Here is a 16,194-nt window from a genome sequence, read left to right as displayed (position 1 = left end):
TGTCTCCTGATGTGTGCGGTTCTTCGTGACTGCTACGTGGGGCTTCGGCAAACTGCTGGTGTATCTATTCATCAGTGAACGTATTATTCATATACGCACAAATCGAAGTCAAGGACGATGCGCGGCGAAACCGCTCGGTAATTTCCCTAGCCGGTATTCGTCGACTGACAGAAGGCTTAAACTCGGCGCGAATTCATGAACCGACCCAGACTGCCCATGGACGTGGAAGACAACGACGCCGACCGCTACCGCGCGCCCGCCCTCGACAAGGGGCTCGATATCCTCGAATTGCTTTCGGAGCAGAAGTCGGGACTGACGCGCGCGGAAATCACGAAGCTGCTCGGGCGCAACGCGAGCGAGATGTATCGGATGCTGGAGCGGCTCGTTGCGCGACAGTACGTCGTGCGCTCGCCCGAAGGCGATCGCTATTCGCTGAGCCTGAAGCTGTATGCGCTCGCGCATCGTCATCCGCCGATGAACCGGCTGATTGCCGAAGCGCTGCCGATGATGCAGCGTTTCGCCGACTCGGCCGAGCAGTCGGTGCATCTCGCCGTCTACGATCGCGGCAATCTACTCGTCATCGCGCAAGTGGACGGCCCCGGAACGTGGGGCATTTCGGTGCGGCTCGGCTCGCGCGTCGGATTGATCGACACCGGCTCGGGCCGCGTCATGCTCGCTTTCCAGACCGAAGAGCAGCGCGAGCACATGCTTGCGGAGCACACCAAGGTCAAAGGCGAACTCGCGCTGGATCGCGCGGTGCTCGACGCCGATTACCAACGGATTTGCGAACTCGGCTACTCGAAGAAGGACAGTCAGCAAACCTTCGGCGTGACGGACGTGACATTCCCGCTGCTCGGGCCATCGGGCCAGGCGATCGCCGCCCTCACCTGCCCGTATATGCGGCGTATCGATGAATACGTGGCGCCGTCGATCGACGATGTCACGGCATTGCTGAAAGACGCCGCGGCGTCGCTTTCGATGATGCACGACTGAGCGGCACGCGCGACGCGTTAGAATGGCGGCCCTCTCAAAAAGCCGGCGCGCCGCGATCGCGTGCCGCCGTGTTTAATTCGACGCATTCCCGATGGCGAAACTTCTTTCCGACACCGAATTCCTCCGATTCACCGAACTTCAGCAAAAGCAGGCGAACTTCACGATCACGTCCGACGAAGCCGATGAGCTGCGCGGGATCGTCGCGCGCGCGCAGAAGACGCGCGACGATCGCGCAGCCGCGATGCAGGCGATCGAAACGTATATCGCGCAATTCGACATCACGCCCGACGAGCTTTTTTCGGCCGAGCAGATCGGCGATGCGGCGCGCACCTTCGGCCTGATCCCGGCCGCCAAGAAGGAGCGCACGCTGCCGCCGCAACTGACGCACAACGGCAAGCCGTATCAGTGGACGTCACGCGCTCTGCCCGACGACATTCGCGTGCCGCTCTTCGACGCGTTCACGTCGGGTCAGTCGGTCAAGCCGTTTATCGCGACATTGAAGGACACGTCGCGTTGCGCGTTGACGATCGCGCGGCTCGAAAAGGAAACGGGAAGTACGTACGCCGAAGCATTGCTCGACGAGCTTTCGCTGTCGCGCGCCCAGATCGACGAAGCGCTCGCCAGGCTCGCGGCCTAATCCGCGCGCGGCTGTGCCGGCGTATCGCACAGCCGCATCCTGAAACCGACGACGCCCGGATCCTCGGTCTTCGTCAACTCGAAGCCCGTATTGCGCGCGAGCGCGATCATGCCTGCGTTCTCGCGCAAGGCTTCGCCGACCATCCAGCGCGTGCCGCGCTGCTTCGCGTAGTCGATGATGCGCGACAGCAGCAGCGAACCCAATCCCCGCCCTTTCATGTCCGAGCGCGCAGCGACGGCGAACTCGGCGGTCTCGTTGTCGGGATCGGCGATCGCGCGCGCGACCCCGAGCGTCTCGCCCGTGCCTTCGCCGTTTGCCCGCGTTACGATCAACGCCATCTCGCGGTCGTAGTCGATCTGCGTCATGCGCGCGAGTTGCGAGTGGTCGAAGCCGCGGACGGCGCCGAAGAAACGCAGACGCAAATCTTCGGCGGTATTGGCAGCGACGAAAGCCGCGTGTGCTTCTTCGTCCTCGGGGCGAATCGGCCGCACGGTGACGCGCATGCCGCGCCAGTCGAGCGTCTCTTCGAGGCAGCGCGGATACGGCACGATCGCGAGCGGCTTGCGATGCGCGCCGAGCGTGAGCTGCGGTTCGTGAACGGCTACCGAATCGCGCGTCACGCGCAAGGTGAGCCGCAGCGCAACGATTTCCTCGATATAGCAAACGAGTTGCGACAACGAGGTGAGCGCATTGAGCAACGTCTCGGTGGGCAGTTCGCGCGAGCGCGGCGAGCGCAGGACGAGATCGCGCGCGAGCACGGGATTGAGCGGCGGCAACGCGAACTCGTGAAGCGCGTCGGCGAGTCCGAGCGCCCCTTCTGCCTTGAACTCAAACACCGGACCGAACACACGATGATTGAGCAGGCGCGCCTGAATGTCGACGGCATCGCTCGTGAGCGAGTCGGGTGGTCCGGGTTTTACCGTGATGCCGAAGCGCCCGAACACTCGCGCAGCGCGTTCGCCATTCAATTCGGCGATGCCGTTGGCGAGTGCGCTGCGAATTTCGCATTGCGCGGCGTCGATGTCTTGCGGGATGTCGACGGGCAGGCCATCGGGTGTCTGCATCAACAATTCGCGGCCTTGCCGGAAATCGACGAGGCGCGCGAAGCCGCGAGCGAGCCGATGCGGCGTCGTGTGGACCGGAATGCCGTTCGCGTGCAGTTCGTCGCGCGTGGCCGAATCGACGCAGCCGAAAAAGCATGCCAGCAGTCCGCGATAGGCGTGACGCCGCTCGGCAATCAAGATGCGCGCAACTTCCGCGACGGGCGCGCTGTGCGTCGGCGCATGCACGACGAACACGGTGCCGGTTTCGCGATGCGACGCGAGCGCTTCGAGCGCGGCGCCGAAATCGGCGGGCGTGGCGGCGTCGCCGAGCAGAAGCGGATTGCCTGCACGGGCGCGAGGCAGCACGGCGGCGACGGCGTCTCGTGCGGCTGTCGGCCATGGCGCAAGGTCATCGCCCGCGGCGCTGAACGCGTCCTGCGCGAGCGTCGCGACACCGCGATCGCTCGTGATGACAGTCGCGACATCGCTCGTGGCCACGCGGCCGATGCCGAGCGTTTCGATTTCGTCGAGCAGATCGTCGAGTGAATCGACACGAACAAGTCCGGCGCGACGGAAGGCTGCACCGTAGAGACGATCGAAGGGATCGTCGCGGCCAGTGCGAAGCACGAGCACCGGTTTGTTTCGTGCGGCAGCGCGCGCGGCGGACATGAACTTGCGCGCCGATCGGACTGCTTCTACGGCGAGCAGGATCGCACGCGTCGAGGCATCGCTCGCGAGGAAATCGAGGATGTCGCCAGAATCGACGTCGGCTTCATCGCCGAGCGCGACGATGCGCGAAAAGCCGAGACCGCGTGCGCGCGCCCAGCCCAGCACGCCGTTTGTCAGCGCATTCGATCCGGATACCCACGCGACGCCGCCCGATTTGACGCTGCATGCGGGCGCGCCGAGACACGCGCCGATCGCGGGCGTCACCACGCCGAGACTGGCAGGCCCGATGATACGCACGAGGAAGGGCCGCGCGGCGGCGAGCGTTCGAACGGTCCATTCATCCGTTTCGGCAGCGGGCGATTGATGCTTGTCCTGCGATGGCGACGAACCGCCACGCTGCTTCGCTTCGCCGACGATCACGACCGCTTTCGTGCCTCGCCGGCCCAGTCGCTCGACGAGGTCGGGCCAGGTGTGCGGTCGAGTGCAGAGCACGGCGACGTTCGGCGCTTCTGGCAGGGCATCGACGTCGGAATACACCGATTCGCCACCAAGCGACTTATGTTTTGGATTGACTGGCCAAAGGGAGCCTTTGAAGCCGGCGCACTGTATACGCGCCCAGACCATCTCGCCGACGCTGCCCGCTCGCGACGAGGCACCGACAATGGCGATCGACTTCGGCGCGAAAAGGATATCCAGGTTGCGTACGGTCATGTCGGCTCCAGCGCGAGCGGCAGTTGAGACAGCGCTAAGGATAGGCGATTTTGTTTCGCGGGTGATGACTGAAGCCCCGGGGCGCGTGGGCGGACTTTATGCGCATAAAGATCCTGCGGTGCTGTTCACGTGCTTTTCCGGTCGGCCGCTTTATGCGCATAAAGCCTCATGCACAGCGTGATCGGCATCGATTGGCGCGTCGACTTTATGCGCATAAAACTAGGCCGTATGGCTTACGCCTTTCATTTGTTGCGGTTTATCACTGGAAAAATAACTACGCCAATGTAGAATTCAACGAACTTCAAAATTCGGAGTAAAACGTGGCGGCGGAAATCATAGCGATCACGCAGCAGAAGGGCGGCGTCGGTAAGAGCACGATTGCGATGCACCTCGGTGCGGCCTTTCACGAAAAGAAGAAGCGTGTGCTGGTAGTCGACGCGGATGGTCAGAACACCTTGATCCATTGGTCCAGCGCCGCATCGGATGGCGCGAGCGGAATTCCGTTTCCGGTCATCAACCTCTCGGAAGCAGGCGGTCAGATCCACCGGGAGATCAAGAAGTTCGTCAACGACTACGACATCATTGTGGTGGATTGCCCGCCATCGATAACCGAGAAAGTGTCCGGTGTCGTGCTACTCGCGGCGAGCGTCGCTGTGATTCCGACATCTTCGTCGCCAGCAGATTATTGGTCGAGCGTCGGCCTCGTCAAACTCGTTCAGCAAGCACAGGTGATGAACGAAGACCTGCGCGCTGTATTTCTGCTCAACAAGACGGAAGAGAAGCGCATGCTCACACGCGAGTTGAAGATCGCGCTCGAAGAACTCGGCTTTCCGTTGCTCAAAACGCAGATTCCCACGCGCGAGTGCTACAAGCAGGCGATGGCACTTGGAGTGACCGTCCTTCAAATGAGCGATCGCGGGTCGCGCCTGGCGGCGACCGAGATCCGCGCCGTGGCGGATGAAATCCTCGGCATGCTCTCCTGACTTTATGCGCATAAAGGACCCTGAATGAAACCGTCCCCGTTTGCAAAGGGCTTCAAGGCTCGCCCCGATTCGACAAGCAGCGAGAAGCGCACGGCGCTCGATCGTCTCAACGCGATCGATGGCATCGGCGACATTCAGCACGTAGGGCAGGCCGCCGCGAATGGCCGATCGAGTGCTTTCGTCGCCGACGACCCCGCCGACGTCAATGCCGGCCCGGAGTCCGATGAATTTCGGGCCTGGCGGCGCGCGAACCGTTACACGACCGGCCAAGTGATCGAACTGCCGCTCAAGTCGATCAAACCCAGCCCGTTCAACCCGCGCCATTTCTATCTCAAGAACTCGATTGCGGAACTGGCCGTTAATCTCGCGAAGCAGGGGCAACAGCAGGCGATTCACGTCATCCCTGACTATGAAAATCCGGGGACGTTTTTCGTCAGCGATGGCGGTCGGCGCGTGCGAGCGCTGAAAGAGGCGAACAAGGAAACGGTCAAGGCAGTGGTTGTCGACCTGCCGATCGGTATTCAAAGCTACAAGCTGGGTTACGACCTGAACGTTCAACGCGACTCGCAGACCGTGTTCGATAACGCGGTGGTCTGGCGACGCTTCCTCGACGACCAGCATTTTCAAAGTCAGCGCGAGCTGGCGGATCACCTGGGCCTCGACGAATCGACGATCGCCGTCGCATTGTCTATCGCGAAGCTTCCGGAGAATGTCATGCACGAAATGGTCGCGCGGCCGGACCGGTTTGGCTCGAACATGGCTTATCAGATCGCCCGCTATCATACGGCCCGTGGCAGCGACGCCACGTTGCGGCTAATTAACAAGATTACATCGGACGACCTGAGTACGCGTCAGGTCGCCGACATCGTCAAAGGTCGCGCGAGCGCTCAGGAAACGCCGAAGACGCCGAGCCGTCAGCGCTATGCGCAGCGTCTCGAAATCAAGCTGGATGGCGTCGCAGTCGGCGATCTGAAGTCATACGGGGAAGATCGTCTCGAACTGCGCCTGCGGGGTTTGTCGAGGGAGAAGCGCGACGCGTTGCTGCATCAGATCGAACTTATGCTTCAGCCTGACGCTAAGAAGTGACGCAGGGAATGGCCGCGGAAAATGATTTTTCGGCGGCCTCTTCGGTCTCGAAGGCCTGACCACGAAGTGGTGTGGCATTACTCGGCACGGAAAGATCAGCGCGACTGACTCAGCGTAAATGCCAGCAAGTCGCCATCCGTGGGCTCGCCCCACGTCTTTCGTGCCAGCCAGTCGAAAAAGGATGTCTCGGCGAGCTTCGAGTCCAGTCCGCGCTTGCGCCAATCGTCGCGCATATGGGTGCCCAGTCCCGGTAGCACATCTTCCTCGAACGACTGGCGCGCGATCTCCCGCTCTTCCTCACCTTGCTCGTCGTAGAGCACGCGCGCTTCCTTGCGGCGGTAGGCTGAAAATTCGCTCAGCAGGCGGGCTTTGAGATCGTCGGCGCCAGAAGCGGTCGCGGGCGTGCGCATCGCTGAACCGCTCGTTGCAGGAGGCAGTGCCTCCACCGGCGGCGCGTAGCCTTTCTTCAGCGCGTCCTTGAAAAGCGCTGCTGCGCTGCGAACCGGCGGGAGCGTCGTGCTGCGCATGCGCTGCTCCGTCATCTGCAAAGCGGCGCGGATGCGGTTCTCCTCGCTGTCGGCGTACAGCGTCTGTGCGTCCTTAAGCGGAATGCCGATCTTCACCATCCGATCGACGAGGGTGCTGTCGAACACGTTCGGGTGTTCATCGAGCGCGAGCATCGGCTGCTTGCGTTCGGTCACGCGGAACTGGATCTCAGCGACCCGCCGCCCTTCGCGATGTTCGACCAGCTCGACGAAGATGTTCGTCACCGCATTCACTTCGGCAATCGCGGGACGCAGATAATCGCGCTTGAAGTATTTGTACTCGCGCTTGGCTTCGTCGCCGGCCTCAGTGTCGGGCGTGCCGGAAAGGATCGGCCGCCACCACTCCCATGTTTCGCGCATCGTCAGATGGCTCGGATTGGTCAGGTAGCGAACGCAGATCTCGTAAAGCGCGAGGCCAGCGCTGCTACGCAGTTGGCTCTGGAATTGCAAGCTCAAGCGCGCGTACTGTACTGGATCCAGCAGTTTCTTTTTGATCTTGGGCGCAAAGGAGAACTCGACCCATACGCGGCGTGTCGTCGGATCTTCGAGGATTTCGGCATCCGCGATCAGCGTCGAAATTCCCCATTTCCGACCGGGCTTCTGGCTCGACGTGCCAGTGCTCCACTCGACCTGCACCGACACCATGCGACGCAGATGCTCTTTGACGAGCGCGGTATCGTTCGAGTCGAATGCAGAATTCGCGACGATATCCGATAGCAGCGCGCGATATGTATCGCCGGCGTCGTCGGCTTGTTGAGCGACCGCGAGGAGCACGTTGAAGAGCTTTCTCGTGAGCAGCGTGATCTTGCCGCTCTTCGGTTGAATCGCAATGGCCTCGACCGCCTTGCGCAATTCCGCCGAGCTCGGGCTGACTACGTCGGTCTTCTTTGCGCGCTTGGTCGCCATGAAATGGTCGGGATCGATATTGCGAGAAAGGATACCGATCGGGGTGAAGCGCGTCTATAGGGAGGTCTTCACCATAGAGGGGTGATGCGAGGCCGAACGATTGGACTCACTGCGGTGCGCTCCCGTAAACTCTCACCACTCACCAATAGCACTCATCTCATTTATGCAGAGCCCGCGCGGGTAAACGAATTATGGTGATCTCGGCCGGCAGCGGCGAGCTTCGAACAATGGTCCCGAAAACACTCACCTTAGAAATTTTTTGGCGCGCTGCGCACTGTGGTGCGCCAGAGACAGCCCGCCGCTGAACGACTCTTCCGCCCTGTTCGAAGCTGATGCGGTGCAAACCCCGTGATGAAAGTACTCACGCTGCGTGGAGACGGAAGGCGAGTCCCGAAAATCTCACTGCGAAGGAGCGCCGTACAGGCTCAAGAGGACACTAAGTCCCTTTTTCCAAGGGAGCGTGCCTGGCGAATTACTCCCGCAAAGCCTCACCTACACCAAAATTAACGCTCCAATTCGCCCGACCGCAAACCGCTCTTTCACTCCTGAAAAGACTCACCTTATCCTTCCGCCTCCAAGAAAATAGGCTTTGGCAGGCACTTATCTCGCTTTCGCAATGCGGTTACACGCAATCGCACTCCCGCAAACCCTCACCTTCGGATGGTTTGCGACACGATATCAGGTACGTCTGCCTCTCCCGAATTAGCTCACCATGCCACGCTGCGGGCATGACACCATCCGTTTATCTATCTGTTTGGAAAGGCCTTCTGACGTCTTTCCTCGCGTTGGCACATCATGCAAAACTCAAGGCCCAGCAAACGCGTCCCGCATTTCCTCACCATTAAGCGAACACCTATCCGAACGATAACAGGAAGGTCATCCCAGACCTTCTCCTGAAAACACTCACCTTAGCCATTCCACCCGGCTGAATGCGCACTCGCCGGGGCACTCTCGGGCTTGGCGGAGCTGATAAGTCGATCCTTTGCTCCCGAAAAACCTCACCTTGGGGTCAAAATAGAGAAATCGGGCCTCGAAAACGGCATGCGTGCCCGAAAAGACTCACCTTCGTGCCTGGATCATCCCTGTAAACCCTCACCATTCGAGAAAAATGCCTGTTTCGAACATCCAATTTGGCATTCTCCACGCTCCCGAGAAGCCTCACCTTTCGGTAAACGACCAGGCTTAGCGATAAGCCCGACCATCAATGCCTGCGTGCCTTGAGCTTCCCGAATTCGCTCACCTACATGTTTACGGCGTTTCCCGAACCCACTCACGATCCTTCCTGCGAGCACTCACCGAGCATCCCGAAGCCCGTCACCGATGTCTCCCGAAGAGCTTCACCATAGTTCCCGTACAATCTCACCCAATCTTCCGCAAAGCCTTACTCCATAAGGGTTTGGCCGGGCGTTAACAGGGTTAACAAGGGTTCAAGGGTGTTTACTTCTAATACTCTCAAGCGCTTCTGAGTCCTCGCAGAACAAAAACAACACAGCAAAATGCGTGAAACAAAAGCGGAACTCCGAACGCAAGCTAAAAACATCGCCAATTCATGTACTTGCAGCAACAAGCTCAGGATGTTTCACGAACGAAATCCGCCGGTACGGCTGAACAAATAGAAAAGCAGAAAGTTTTCTCGTCGAAACACTGCGGCACAAAAGCGAGCAAATTACGTAACGATCGAGACGTAAAAGGTTATGATCGCTACGGCAAAACGCTCAAACTCTGCTATGAACCAGCACACACGAGAAGCCCTACGGCAAGAAATCGAAACGATGCGAGCCGCCGGCGCTCGACGACAAGATCTTTCTCAGCACGCGTGCAAGCGACTTTTTTTTGACCTCGGCATCCGACCGTCAGTGACGACCGTCCGCGAACTCACGCAAACGGGTAGCGCGAGCGACATCCCCAAGGACATTGAAGCCTTCTGGTCCGGCCTGCGCGCGGCGCTACGCGTGCGTATCGATGCCGGCGCGATGCCGGAATCGCTGCAGCAGCGTGCTGGCGAACTGCTGGCGGCGCTTTATGACGAGGCTCAAAAGGTGGCGCTTTCCGCCCTCGAGGCTGACAAAGCCCGTCTCCACACCGCCGTCCAGGCTGCACAGGCACAGGTTCGCGATGCCGATAGTCGCCGCGAAGCGATCGAGCAAGCGCATCAACGTGCAGAGGCGCGCGCCGAAGCGAGCGCTGCGCAGATCGCCGCACTGGAAGCCGACCTGAAGGCCCTGCGCAATCAGGGATCGGACGCTCAGGAAGGCTTACGCAAAGTCATCGCGCGCTGGGAAAAGGAGAACGAAGCTCTGTCGGAGCGCCTGCGGCAGGAGCAAGAGTCGGCAGCACGACTGCGAGACCGTGTCGACGAGCTGCAGAGCGAACTGCGCCAAAATACCGAGCACTACGCCCAGCAAATCAAGGACGCGATCAAGGAAGCCGAGCGGCGCGTTCACCCGATGCTGGTCGAACTCGACTCCCTGCGTGGCATGGCAGCCACCTATCAGGCTGGCGTTCGCGAAGCCAGCCAGAAAGAATTCGATTTTATTCAACAACTTAGCGCCGCAAGAGGCCGCGCCGATCGGCTCGAATCCCAAGTGCGGGCTCAATCGGACGAAATCGATGCGCTCGTTCTCGAGCGCGACGCACAGCGTGTTCAGTCCGGGGCCAGCGCCGAGGTGGGTGCGTTAATCGCATCGCTGGCGACCGACGGTCGGCTGAGTGCCGCCGAGATCGCCAGGCTGGGTACGCAAGTCGATGCGCACGTCGTTGCGCCGGTCGCGTGTCCGGCGTGCGAGGCCGGCGAACCGGAACTTCAGCGCCATGAGGACGAGTACGAACTCTCCTGCCCGAACTGCGAGCGGACATCCGGCGCGGCGTCATCCAAGCTCGCGGCTGTCGGCGGCTTCATCCGATCGGCGCGAGTCAGCGCATCCTGAACGTCCGTCGAGGCATCTCGTCGATCAAAGGTGAGAGTTTTCGGGATCATCGGCAGGTTCGTACGGCTCTACATCCGGCGTGCCATCGACGCGCGCCTGAGCGATATCCCGATCCCGTATCTGCTCACCCATCCATTCCTGCCACGCGCGAAGCAACCGGTGGACGGAGATCGTCTGCTGAAACCCGAGCCATTGCCCGACGCGATCGGGGTCCGTTCCGTCTTCGAAGTGTTCCGCCGCGTAGGTGTTGCGCAATGTCTGCGGACTGGCCCGCGCGGCGCGTGACGCGGCGATGCCCGACTCGGCCACGACCGCGTCGATCGCGCGCAACATCGTCGCCTTGTGCATGGAGCGTCCGGACGACGCGGCCGGGAACAGCAGCTCACCCGCGAGATCCGCCGTCTTGCGCTCGCTGATCCAGTTGTCGAGCAATTCGACGGCAAACGGCGCGAGCCGCGCTTGCCGGATCAGCAGCGGGTTCGATGCATCGACGGTGATGTACGGCGCGCCCGCCGCGTAGCAGTCGACGGTCAACTGCGCCGCCTCGCCCGTTTTCACCCCTCCGCCCAGAAAAACGGCGACGAGCGCCCGGTCGCGCCGCTCACGCCAGCGCTGCGAGGCCGGCAAGGCGCCCATCGGGGAATACAGATGCGCGACGAGCAGCGCGCGCTCGTCGTGCGTGAGAAATCCGGTCGGCTCGTTGTCGCGCGCCTTGCGCCACGCCGCGTTGCCGTCCTGAGCGATGAATCGCGCCGGATTCGTCGCCGCCGATTCCACTTCGCGCACATGATCCAGCACGCGCTCGATCAGCCTCAGGTAACGCATGCGCTGCGGACGTCGGATGTCCAACTGCGCGACAAATTGCTCGATGACGGGACGTTGCACCGTATGCAGCGTCGCGCGCTTCGCGGCCAGCCACTCGAGAAAGTTGCCCCACTGCGCTCGATACACATCCGCTGACGACGCCCGGAACGACTGTTGAGCGAGCCACGCATCGAATGCGGCGTGCGGATCGGCCTGCCAGTCGGCTCGCTGTTGGTCAAAGAGATCGGAAGTGTTCGGCATGGTGTTGGTAGGCGCGATGCGCACTGTGTTGCATTGCGCACAGGGTCAGGCTTCGAGCGCCGAACGTCAAGGGAAGCTGTTCGCCCAAGTGTCGATTACCGTCTTGCCGCAGGTGCGTTTGGTCACTACTGTCGTCTATACGGCTTTCTTCCACCCGCAAGCACAATAGCAAGAAGGAGTGAGCGATGGCCCAGCAATCCTGGCAGGAACGCCGTGCGACGGGACGCGCCGCGCGCGAGCGCACGCCGCGGGGCGCGCACGAGGCGATCGGTGATGTCGATCGCGATCCCATCGAACTCTTGCGGATGAGCAGCGAAGGCCGCGTGCGTGCGCTGATTCCATTGCGCTACGGCCGCATGCTGGTCTCGCCGTTCACTTTCTATCGCGGGAGCGCCATCGTGCAGGCGCACGATCTCGCCGCCACGCCGGACAGTGGCATTGCGATCCAGATTTGCGGCGACTGTCATTTGTCGAACTTCGGCGGCTTTGCGACGCCGGAGCGCGCACTCATCTTCGATCTCAACGACTTCGACGAAACCGCGCTCGGGCCTTGGGAGTGGGATCTGAAACGACTCGTCGCGAGTTTCACGATCGCCGGTCGGCATCTCGGCCACGGCGATCTCGCCGCCGACGAGTTCGCGTTTCTCGCCGCGCGCAGCTATCAGACGCATCTGCGCGAATACGCCGAAATGAGCGCGCTCGATCTCTGGTACGAGCGCATCACGTTCGATCGCATGTACGACACTGTGCAGAACGACGACGCGCGGCGGCGCATCAAGCGCGGCATCGAACGGGCGTCGCGCCGCACGCACGAGACGATGCTGCCGAAGCTCGCCGAGCGGATCGGTGGCGCGTGGCGCATCCGCGATACGCCGCCTGCCGTCTTCCACATCATCGGCAAGAGCACACTGATCGACGAGAACGACGGCTGGATGACGATGAAAGGCAGCCGCGAGGAGATTTTCGGGGCGCTCATGCAGAAATACGTGGCCACGCTGACGCCGGAACGGGCGCGGCTCCTGTCGCAATTCACGCTGCAGGATGTCGCGTTCAAGGTGGTGGGCGTGGGGAGTGTCGGCACGCGCTGCCTCGTTTTATTGCTCACCGATCATCACGACAAACCGCTTTTCCTGCAGATGAAGGAAGCTTCGACGTCGGTTGTCGCGAGGTACGTGAAACAGGCGAAATATGCCGACGATTCGGTACACGACGGTCATCGCGTGGTTCACGGACAACGTCTGATGCAGGCGGCCACAGACCCGTTCCTCGGCTGGGCCACGGGGCCTCTCGGACGCGCGCTGTATATCCGCCAGTTACGTGACATGAAGATTTCCGCCGAACTCGAAACCTTCACCGACGACACCTTCCGCGAGTACGCCGCGCTCTGCGGCTGGGCGCTGGCCCGCGCGCACGCGAAATCGGGCGGACGCGCGCTGGAGATTTCCGGCTATCTCGGCAACAGCGATCGCATGGCGGAAGTGCTGGTTCGCTACGGGCGCGGCTACGCGGATCAGGTGGAGAAGGATTACGAGGTTTTTCGCTCCGCGTGCCGTGACGGCAAGCTCGAAGCGCGTTCCGATGCGGACATGTCGGCCGACTTTGCGCCCTGAAGCAAATCGATGCCGGAAGAGATGACGCAGGGCACGCGGGCCGTTCCGCGTGCCGGCCGAGTGCGCGTCAATGCGCGGCGATGACGGCTTGCGGCTGCGCCTGACGCGCCGCACGTTCATACGCATCGACGGCGAACGCGAAAACGGCGGGCAAGGCATCGGACGATGCGACATCGACTACATCGTCGGTCTCGGGGAAATGAAAATCGTCCGGACGCGCGAAGAGCTCGCGCAATGCGGCTTCGTGCCGTCCGGCAAATCCGAGGTCCGCCACGGCCTCGGCCTCGATTGCGTGCAACAGCCGCCAGGTCAACGGCACGCCTTTATCGATGTAACGCGCCGCTATCTGACGCGTAATGCGCTCCAGATCGCGCACGGCGCGCGCGAACTGCCGCCTGCTCAGGTTTTCGCCGTTCGACTCCATGATTCACCCCTCCGCCAACTGGTCTCATTGTACTGTATAAACATACAGTACTTGTTGCAATGAAACTAGCGTCGCGCTACTCGACCCGGGTGTATGTGCGATTCCGCCTACGTGCGTTTCAGACATGCGCTGCTATGCGTGCCCGCCGACGAAGCGCATCCTAGAACCATGCTTAGGACAGATCCTGAGCGGAACGCGCAGGCCCCAACTGCGTTAGTTCGACGGCACTGCGCGGCCAACAGCGCTGCAAACCACGGGAGAACTGAGATGAACAAGGATCAAGTCGAAGGCGTTGGCAAGCAGGTCAAGGGCAAGATCAACGAAGGCGTCGGCAAAGTGACCGGCGACACGGCTCAAGAAGCCAAGGGCGATCTGCAACAGGCCGCGGGCAAGGTCCAGAAGGGCGTGGGCGATGCGCGCGAAGATGTGAAGGACACCGTCAAGAAGAACCCGTAAAACGGGCAAATCGCGCCGCGACGCCGGTGCTGCTTCGAGCGGGACGCGCTTCCATGCGCGTCCCGCTTCTCATTATGGCCGGACTTTGTGCGCATAAAGCCGGTCGAGCGACCGCATGTCAGCCGTGAATGACCACCAGCAGCGCCTTGGCCTCCGCGCGTCCGACATTGCGGATCGCATGTGCTTCATCCGCTGCGTAGCGTGCAGTTTCTCCCGCCTTGAGCCGACGCGTCGCCCCCGACGCATCCACTTCGATCGATCCGTTCAACACGGTGAGGTGCTCACGCGTGCCCGGCTCGTGCGCATTCGAAGTGAGCGCGGCGCCTGATTGCAGCGTGAGTTCATACCACTCGAACTTGCCCGCGAGTTCTATCGGCCCCCACACACGCAGCTGATAGCCGCCGTTATCGCCGCTCAACGTCGGTATCTCATGCGGCCCGACAACGCGAATTGCTTCGACCGGCCTTTGCTGCGCGAACAATTGATCGAGGCTGATGCCGAGCGCATTGGTCAGTCGCCATGCGACCGCGATCGTCGGATTGGCCTTGTCGCGTTCGATTTCCGACAGCATCGACTTCGACACACCCGCCGCCCGCGATAAATCATCGAGCGTCAGCTTTCGTTCATTGCGCAAGCGTTGAATGGTTTCTCCGACGCGCGGCGGTGTTGCACCCGCACCCGCGAGATCAGCCGCTTTTCCTTCCGAACCCGTGCTTGCCATGACTCGATCAATCCCTTAAAGTGTTCGTCATATCGGAAATCGGTTCGAAATATCGAACATGTCCGGTGAGACGGATGGACTATAACAGGGCTAAGGGCGGCTTGCGCGCACTGCGCGGCCGGACACCACGATCAGGCCAAAAAAAGGATTGCGATGAAAGACCGATACCTCTCCCATCTGCGTTCGACGCTCGACGAGATACGCGCTGCCGGCTTTTACAAAACTGAGCGCGTCATCGCGAGCCCGCAGTCATCGGATATCCGGCTTGCGAACGGAAGTGGCGTCCTGAACTTCTGCGCGAACAATTACCTCGGTCTTGCGGATGATCGCCGTCTGATCGATGCCGCGAAGGCAGGCCTCGACGCTGACGGCTTCGGCATGGCGTCCGTGCGATTCATCTGCGGCACGCAGACCGTGCACAAGGAACTCGAACAGGCGATAGCCCAATTTCTCGGCACCGACGACGCGATTCTTTATTCGAGCTGCTTCGATGCGAACGGCGGTCTTTTCGAGACGCTGTTGACCGAGGAAGACGCGATCATCAGCGACGAGTTGAATCACGCCAGCATCATCGACGGCGTGCGGCTTTCGAAGGCGAAGCGCCTGCGCTACAAGAACAACGACCTCGCGGACCTCGAAGCGCGCCTTGAGGAAGCCGGCGCCGCCGGCGCGCGCTTCAAGTTGATCGCAACCGATGGCGTCTTTTCGATGGACGGCATCATCGCGAACCTCGCCGGCATCTGCGATCTCGCCGACCGCTATGGCGCACTCGTGATGGTCGACGATTCGCACGCCGTAGGCTTCATCGGGGAAAACGGACGCGGAACGCCGGAGCATTGCGGCGTGCTGGATCGCGTGGACATCATCACCGGAACGCTTGGCAAGGCGCTCGGCGGCGCATCGGGCGGCTATGTCGCCGCGCACAAGGAAGTCATCGAACTGCTGCGTCAGCGCAGTCGGCCGTATCTGTTTTCCAACACTTTGGCGCCGAGTATCGCGGCGGCATCGCTGAAAGTGCTCGAACTGCTCGACAGCGACGAAGGCGCGACACTGCGCCAGCGCGTCCGCGAAAACGGCGCGCACTTCCGCCGCGCGATGTCCTCGCTCGGCTTCGATCTTGTTCCCGGCGAACATCCGATCATTCCCGTCATGCTCGGCGACGCGCAGCTCGCCTCGAAGATGGCCGATGCATTGCTCGAGGAAGGCGTCTATGTGATCGGCTTCTCCTACCCCGTAGTACCAAAGGGACGCGCGCGCATCCGTACTCAGATGAGTGCGGCGCATACGCCGAAACAGATCGATCGCGCGGTCGATGCGTTCGCGCGCGTCGGCCGGTCGCTCGGCGTCATCCGCTGAGCAGCATCGGCGACTTTATGCGCATAAACCTCGGGACCGGGCTACGAGCCCGCGACCTCCGA

At 61.4% G+C, this 16,194-nt stretch carries 12 protein-coding genes and 1 pseudogene; 8 read left to right on the top strand and 5 right to left on the bottom strand.

Annotated elements, in window-relative coordinates:
• Positions 1 to 216 precede the first annotated feature (216 nt).
• The gene (locus NCS28_RS21375; protein ID WP_250515807.1) at positions 217 to 993 is read left to right on the top strand and encodes an IclR family transcriptional regulator; all 777 of its coding nucleotides are present in this window, start codon (positions 217 to 219) and stop codon (positions 991 to 993) included.
• Between the two features lie 91 nt (positions 994 to 1,084).
• A complete protein-coding gene (locus NCS28_RS21370) occupies positions 1,085 to 1,630 on the top strand; it encodes a hypothetical protein (RefSeq protein WP_250515758.1) in 546 nt (181 codons plus the stop codon).
• Here the strand turns inward: NCS28_RS21370 and NCS28_RS21365 are convergent.
• Positions 1,627 to 4,053 (bottom strand): bifunctional acetate--CoA ligase family protein/GNAT family N-acetyltransferase, encoded by a 2,427-nt coding sequence (locus tag NCS28_RS21365; RefSeq protein WP_250515757.1) that lies wholly within the window; start codon positions 4,051 to 4,053, stop codon positions 1,627 to 1,629. The genes NCS28_RS21370 and NCS28_RS21365 overlap by 4 nt on opposite strands.
• Positions 4,054 to 4,373: 320 nt before the next feature.
• Here NCS28_RS21365 and parA point away from each other — a divergent pair, with 320 nt between their 5' ends.
• Entirely contained in the window at positions 4,374 to 5,036 is a 663-nt protein-coding gene (gene parA / locus NCS28_RS21360; protein WP_250515756.1) for a ParA family partition ATPase, read from the top strand.
• 216 nt (positions 5,037 to 5,252) lie between these two features.
• Positions 5,253 to 6,122, top strand: a pseudogene (locus NCS28_RS21355) (ParB/RepB/Spo0J family partition protein); the annotation flags it as partial.
• Between the two features lie 95 nt (positions 6,123 to 6,217).
• Here the strand turns inward: NCS28_RS21355 and NCS28_RS21350 are convergent.
• Entirely contained in the window at positions 6,218 to 7,573 is a 1,356-nt protein-coding gene (locus NCS28_RS21350) for a replication initiation protein (RefSeq protein WP_250515754.1), read from the bottom strand.
• A 1,727-nt stretch (positions 7,574 to 9,300) separates the two neighbouring features.
• Between NCS28_RS21350 and NCS28_RS21345 the strand changes: the two genes are divergently transcribed.
• Positions 9,301 to 10,500: a DNA-binding protein gene (locus NCS28_RS21345; protein WP_250515753.1), complete on the top strand. Its 1,200-nt coding sequence runs from the start codon at positions 9,301 to 9,303 to the stop codon at positions 10,498 to 10,500.
• Positions 10,501 to 10,524: 24 nt separating this feature from the next.
• Here the strand turns inward: NCS28_RS21345 and NCS28_RS21340 are convergent, their stop codons facing one another.
• Positions 10,525 to 11,565, bottom strand: coding sequence for a tyrosine-type recombinase/integrase (locus NCS28_RS21340; RefSeq protein ID WP_250515752.1), 1,041 nt, complete (start codon positions 11,563 to 11,565; stop codon positions 10,525 to 10,527).
• 185 nt (positions 11,566 to 11,750) lie between these two features.
• On the opposite strand from NCS28_RS21340, the gene NCS28_RS21335 reads away from it, so the two are divergent.
• Complete coding sequence (locus NCS28_RS21335) at positions 11,751 to 13,175, top strand: DUF2252 domain-containing protein (RefSeq protein ID WP_250515751.1); 1,425 nt, start codon at positions 11,751 to 11,753, stop codon at positions 13,173 to 13,175.
• A 67-nt stretch (positions 13,176 to 13,242) separates the two neighbouring features.
• Here the strand turns inward: NCS28_RS21335 and NCS28_RS21330 are convergent, their stop codons facing one another.
• Positions 13,243 to 13,599 carry a DUF2471 family protein gene (locus NCS28_RS21330; protein ID WP_250515750.1) on the bottom strand — a complete coding sequence of 119 codons (357 nt, stop codon included), beginning with the start codon at positions 13,597 to 13,599 and terminating at the stop codon, positions 13,243 to 13,245.
• Between the two features lie 267 nt (positions 13,600 to 13,866).
• On the opposite strand from NCS28_RS21330, the gene NCS28_RS21325 reads away from it, so the two are divergent.
• Complete coding sequence (locus NCS28_RS21325; protein ID WP_250515749.1) at positions 13,867 to 14,055, top strand: CsbD family protein; 189 nt, start codon at positions 13,867 to 13,869, stop codon at positions 14,053 to 14,055.
• Between the two features lie 118 nt (positions 14,056 to 14,173).
• On the opposite strand, the gene NCS28_RS21320 is transcribed toward NCS28_RS21325, so the two are convergent.
• Positions 14,174 to 14,776 (bottom strand): helix-turn-helix domain-containing protein, encoded by a 603-nt coding sequence (locus tag NCS28_RS21320; RefSeq protein ID WP_250515748.1) that lies wholly within the window; start codon positions 14,774 to 14,776, stop codon positions 14,174 to 14,176.
• Positions 14,777 to 14,929: 153 nt separating this feature from the next.
• Here NCS28_RS21320 and NCS28_RS21315 point away from each other — a divergent pair, with 153 nt between their 5' ends.
• Entirely contained in the window at positions 14,930 to 16,132 is a 1,203-nt protein-coding gene (locus NCS28_RS21315; RefSeq protein WP_250515747.1) for a glycine C-acetyltransferase, read from the top strand.
• Positions 16,133 to 16,194 lie beyond the last annotated feature (62 nt).

The sequence above is a fragment of the Caballeronia sp. INDeC2 genome (assembly GCF_023631325.1).
Taxonomy (GTDB): Bacteria; Pseudomonadota; Gammaproteobacteria; order Burkholderiales; family Burkholderiaceae; genus Caballeronia.
The sequence above is the reverse complement of the archived record's forward strand: the minus strand, read 5'-3'. Positions and strand labels throughout refer to the sequence as shown.

Coding starts and splice junctions, on each gene's coding strand:
- NCS28_RS21365 (WP_250515757.1), bottom strand. CDS start 4,053: ATGACCGTACGCAACCTGGATATCCTTTTCGCGCCGAAGTCGATCGCC.
- NCS28_RS21350 (WP_250515754.1), bottom strand. CDS start 7,573: ATGGCGACCAAGCGCGCAAAGAAGACCGACGTAGTCAGCCCGAGCTCG.
- NCS28_RS21370 (WP_250515758.1), top strand. CDS start 1,085: ATGGCGAAACTTCTTTCCGACACCGAATTCCTCCGATTCACCGAACTT.
- NCS28_RS21340 (WP_250515752.1), bottom strand. CDS start 11,565: ATGCCGAACACTTCCGATCTCTTTGACCAACAGCGAGCCGACTGGCAG.
- NCS28_RS21315 (WP_250515747.1), top strand. CDS start 14,930: ATGAAAGACCGATACCTCTCCCATCTGCGTTCGACGCTCGACGAGATA.
- NCS28_RS21375 (WP_250515807.1), top strand. CDS start 217: ATGGACGTGGAAGACAACGACGCCGACCGCTACCGCGCGCCCGCCCTC.
- NCS28_RS21345 (WP_250515753.1), top strand. CDS start 9,301: ATGAACCAGCACACACGAGAAGCCCTACGGCAAGAAATCGAAACGATG.
- NCS28_RS21335 (WP_250515751.1), top strand. CDS start 11,751: ATGGCCCAGCAATCCTGGCAGGAACGCCGTGCGACGGGACGCGCCGCG.
- NCS28_RS21320 (WP_250515748.1), bottom strand. CDS start 14,776: ATGGCAAGCACGGGTTCGGAAGGAAAAGCGGCTGATCTCGCGGGTGCG.
- NCS28_RS21330 (WP_250515750.1), bottom strand. CDS start 13,599: ATGGAGTCGAACGGCGAAAACCTGAGCAGGCGGCAGTTCGCGCGCGCC.
- NCS28_RS21325 (WP_250515749.1), top strand. CDS start 13,867: ATGAACAAGGATCAAGTCGAAGGCGTTGGCAAGCAGGTCAAGGGCAAG.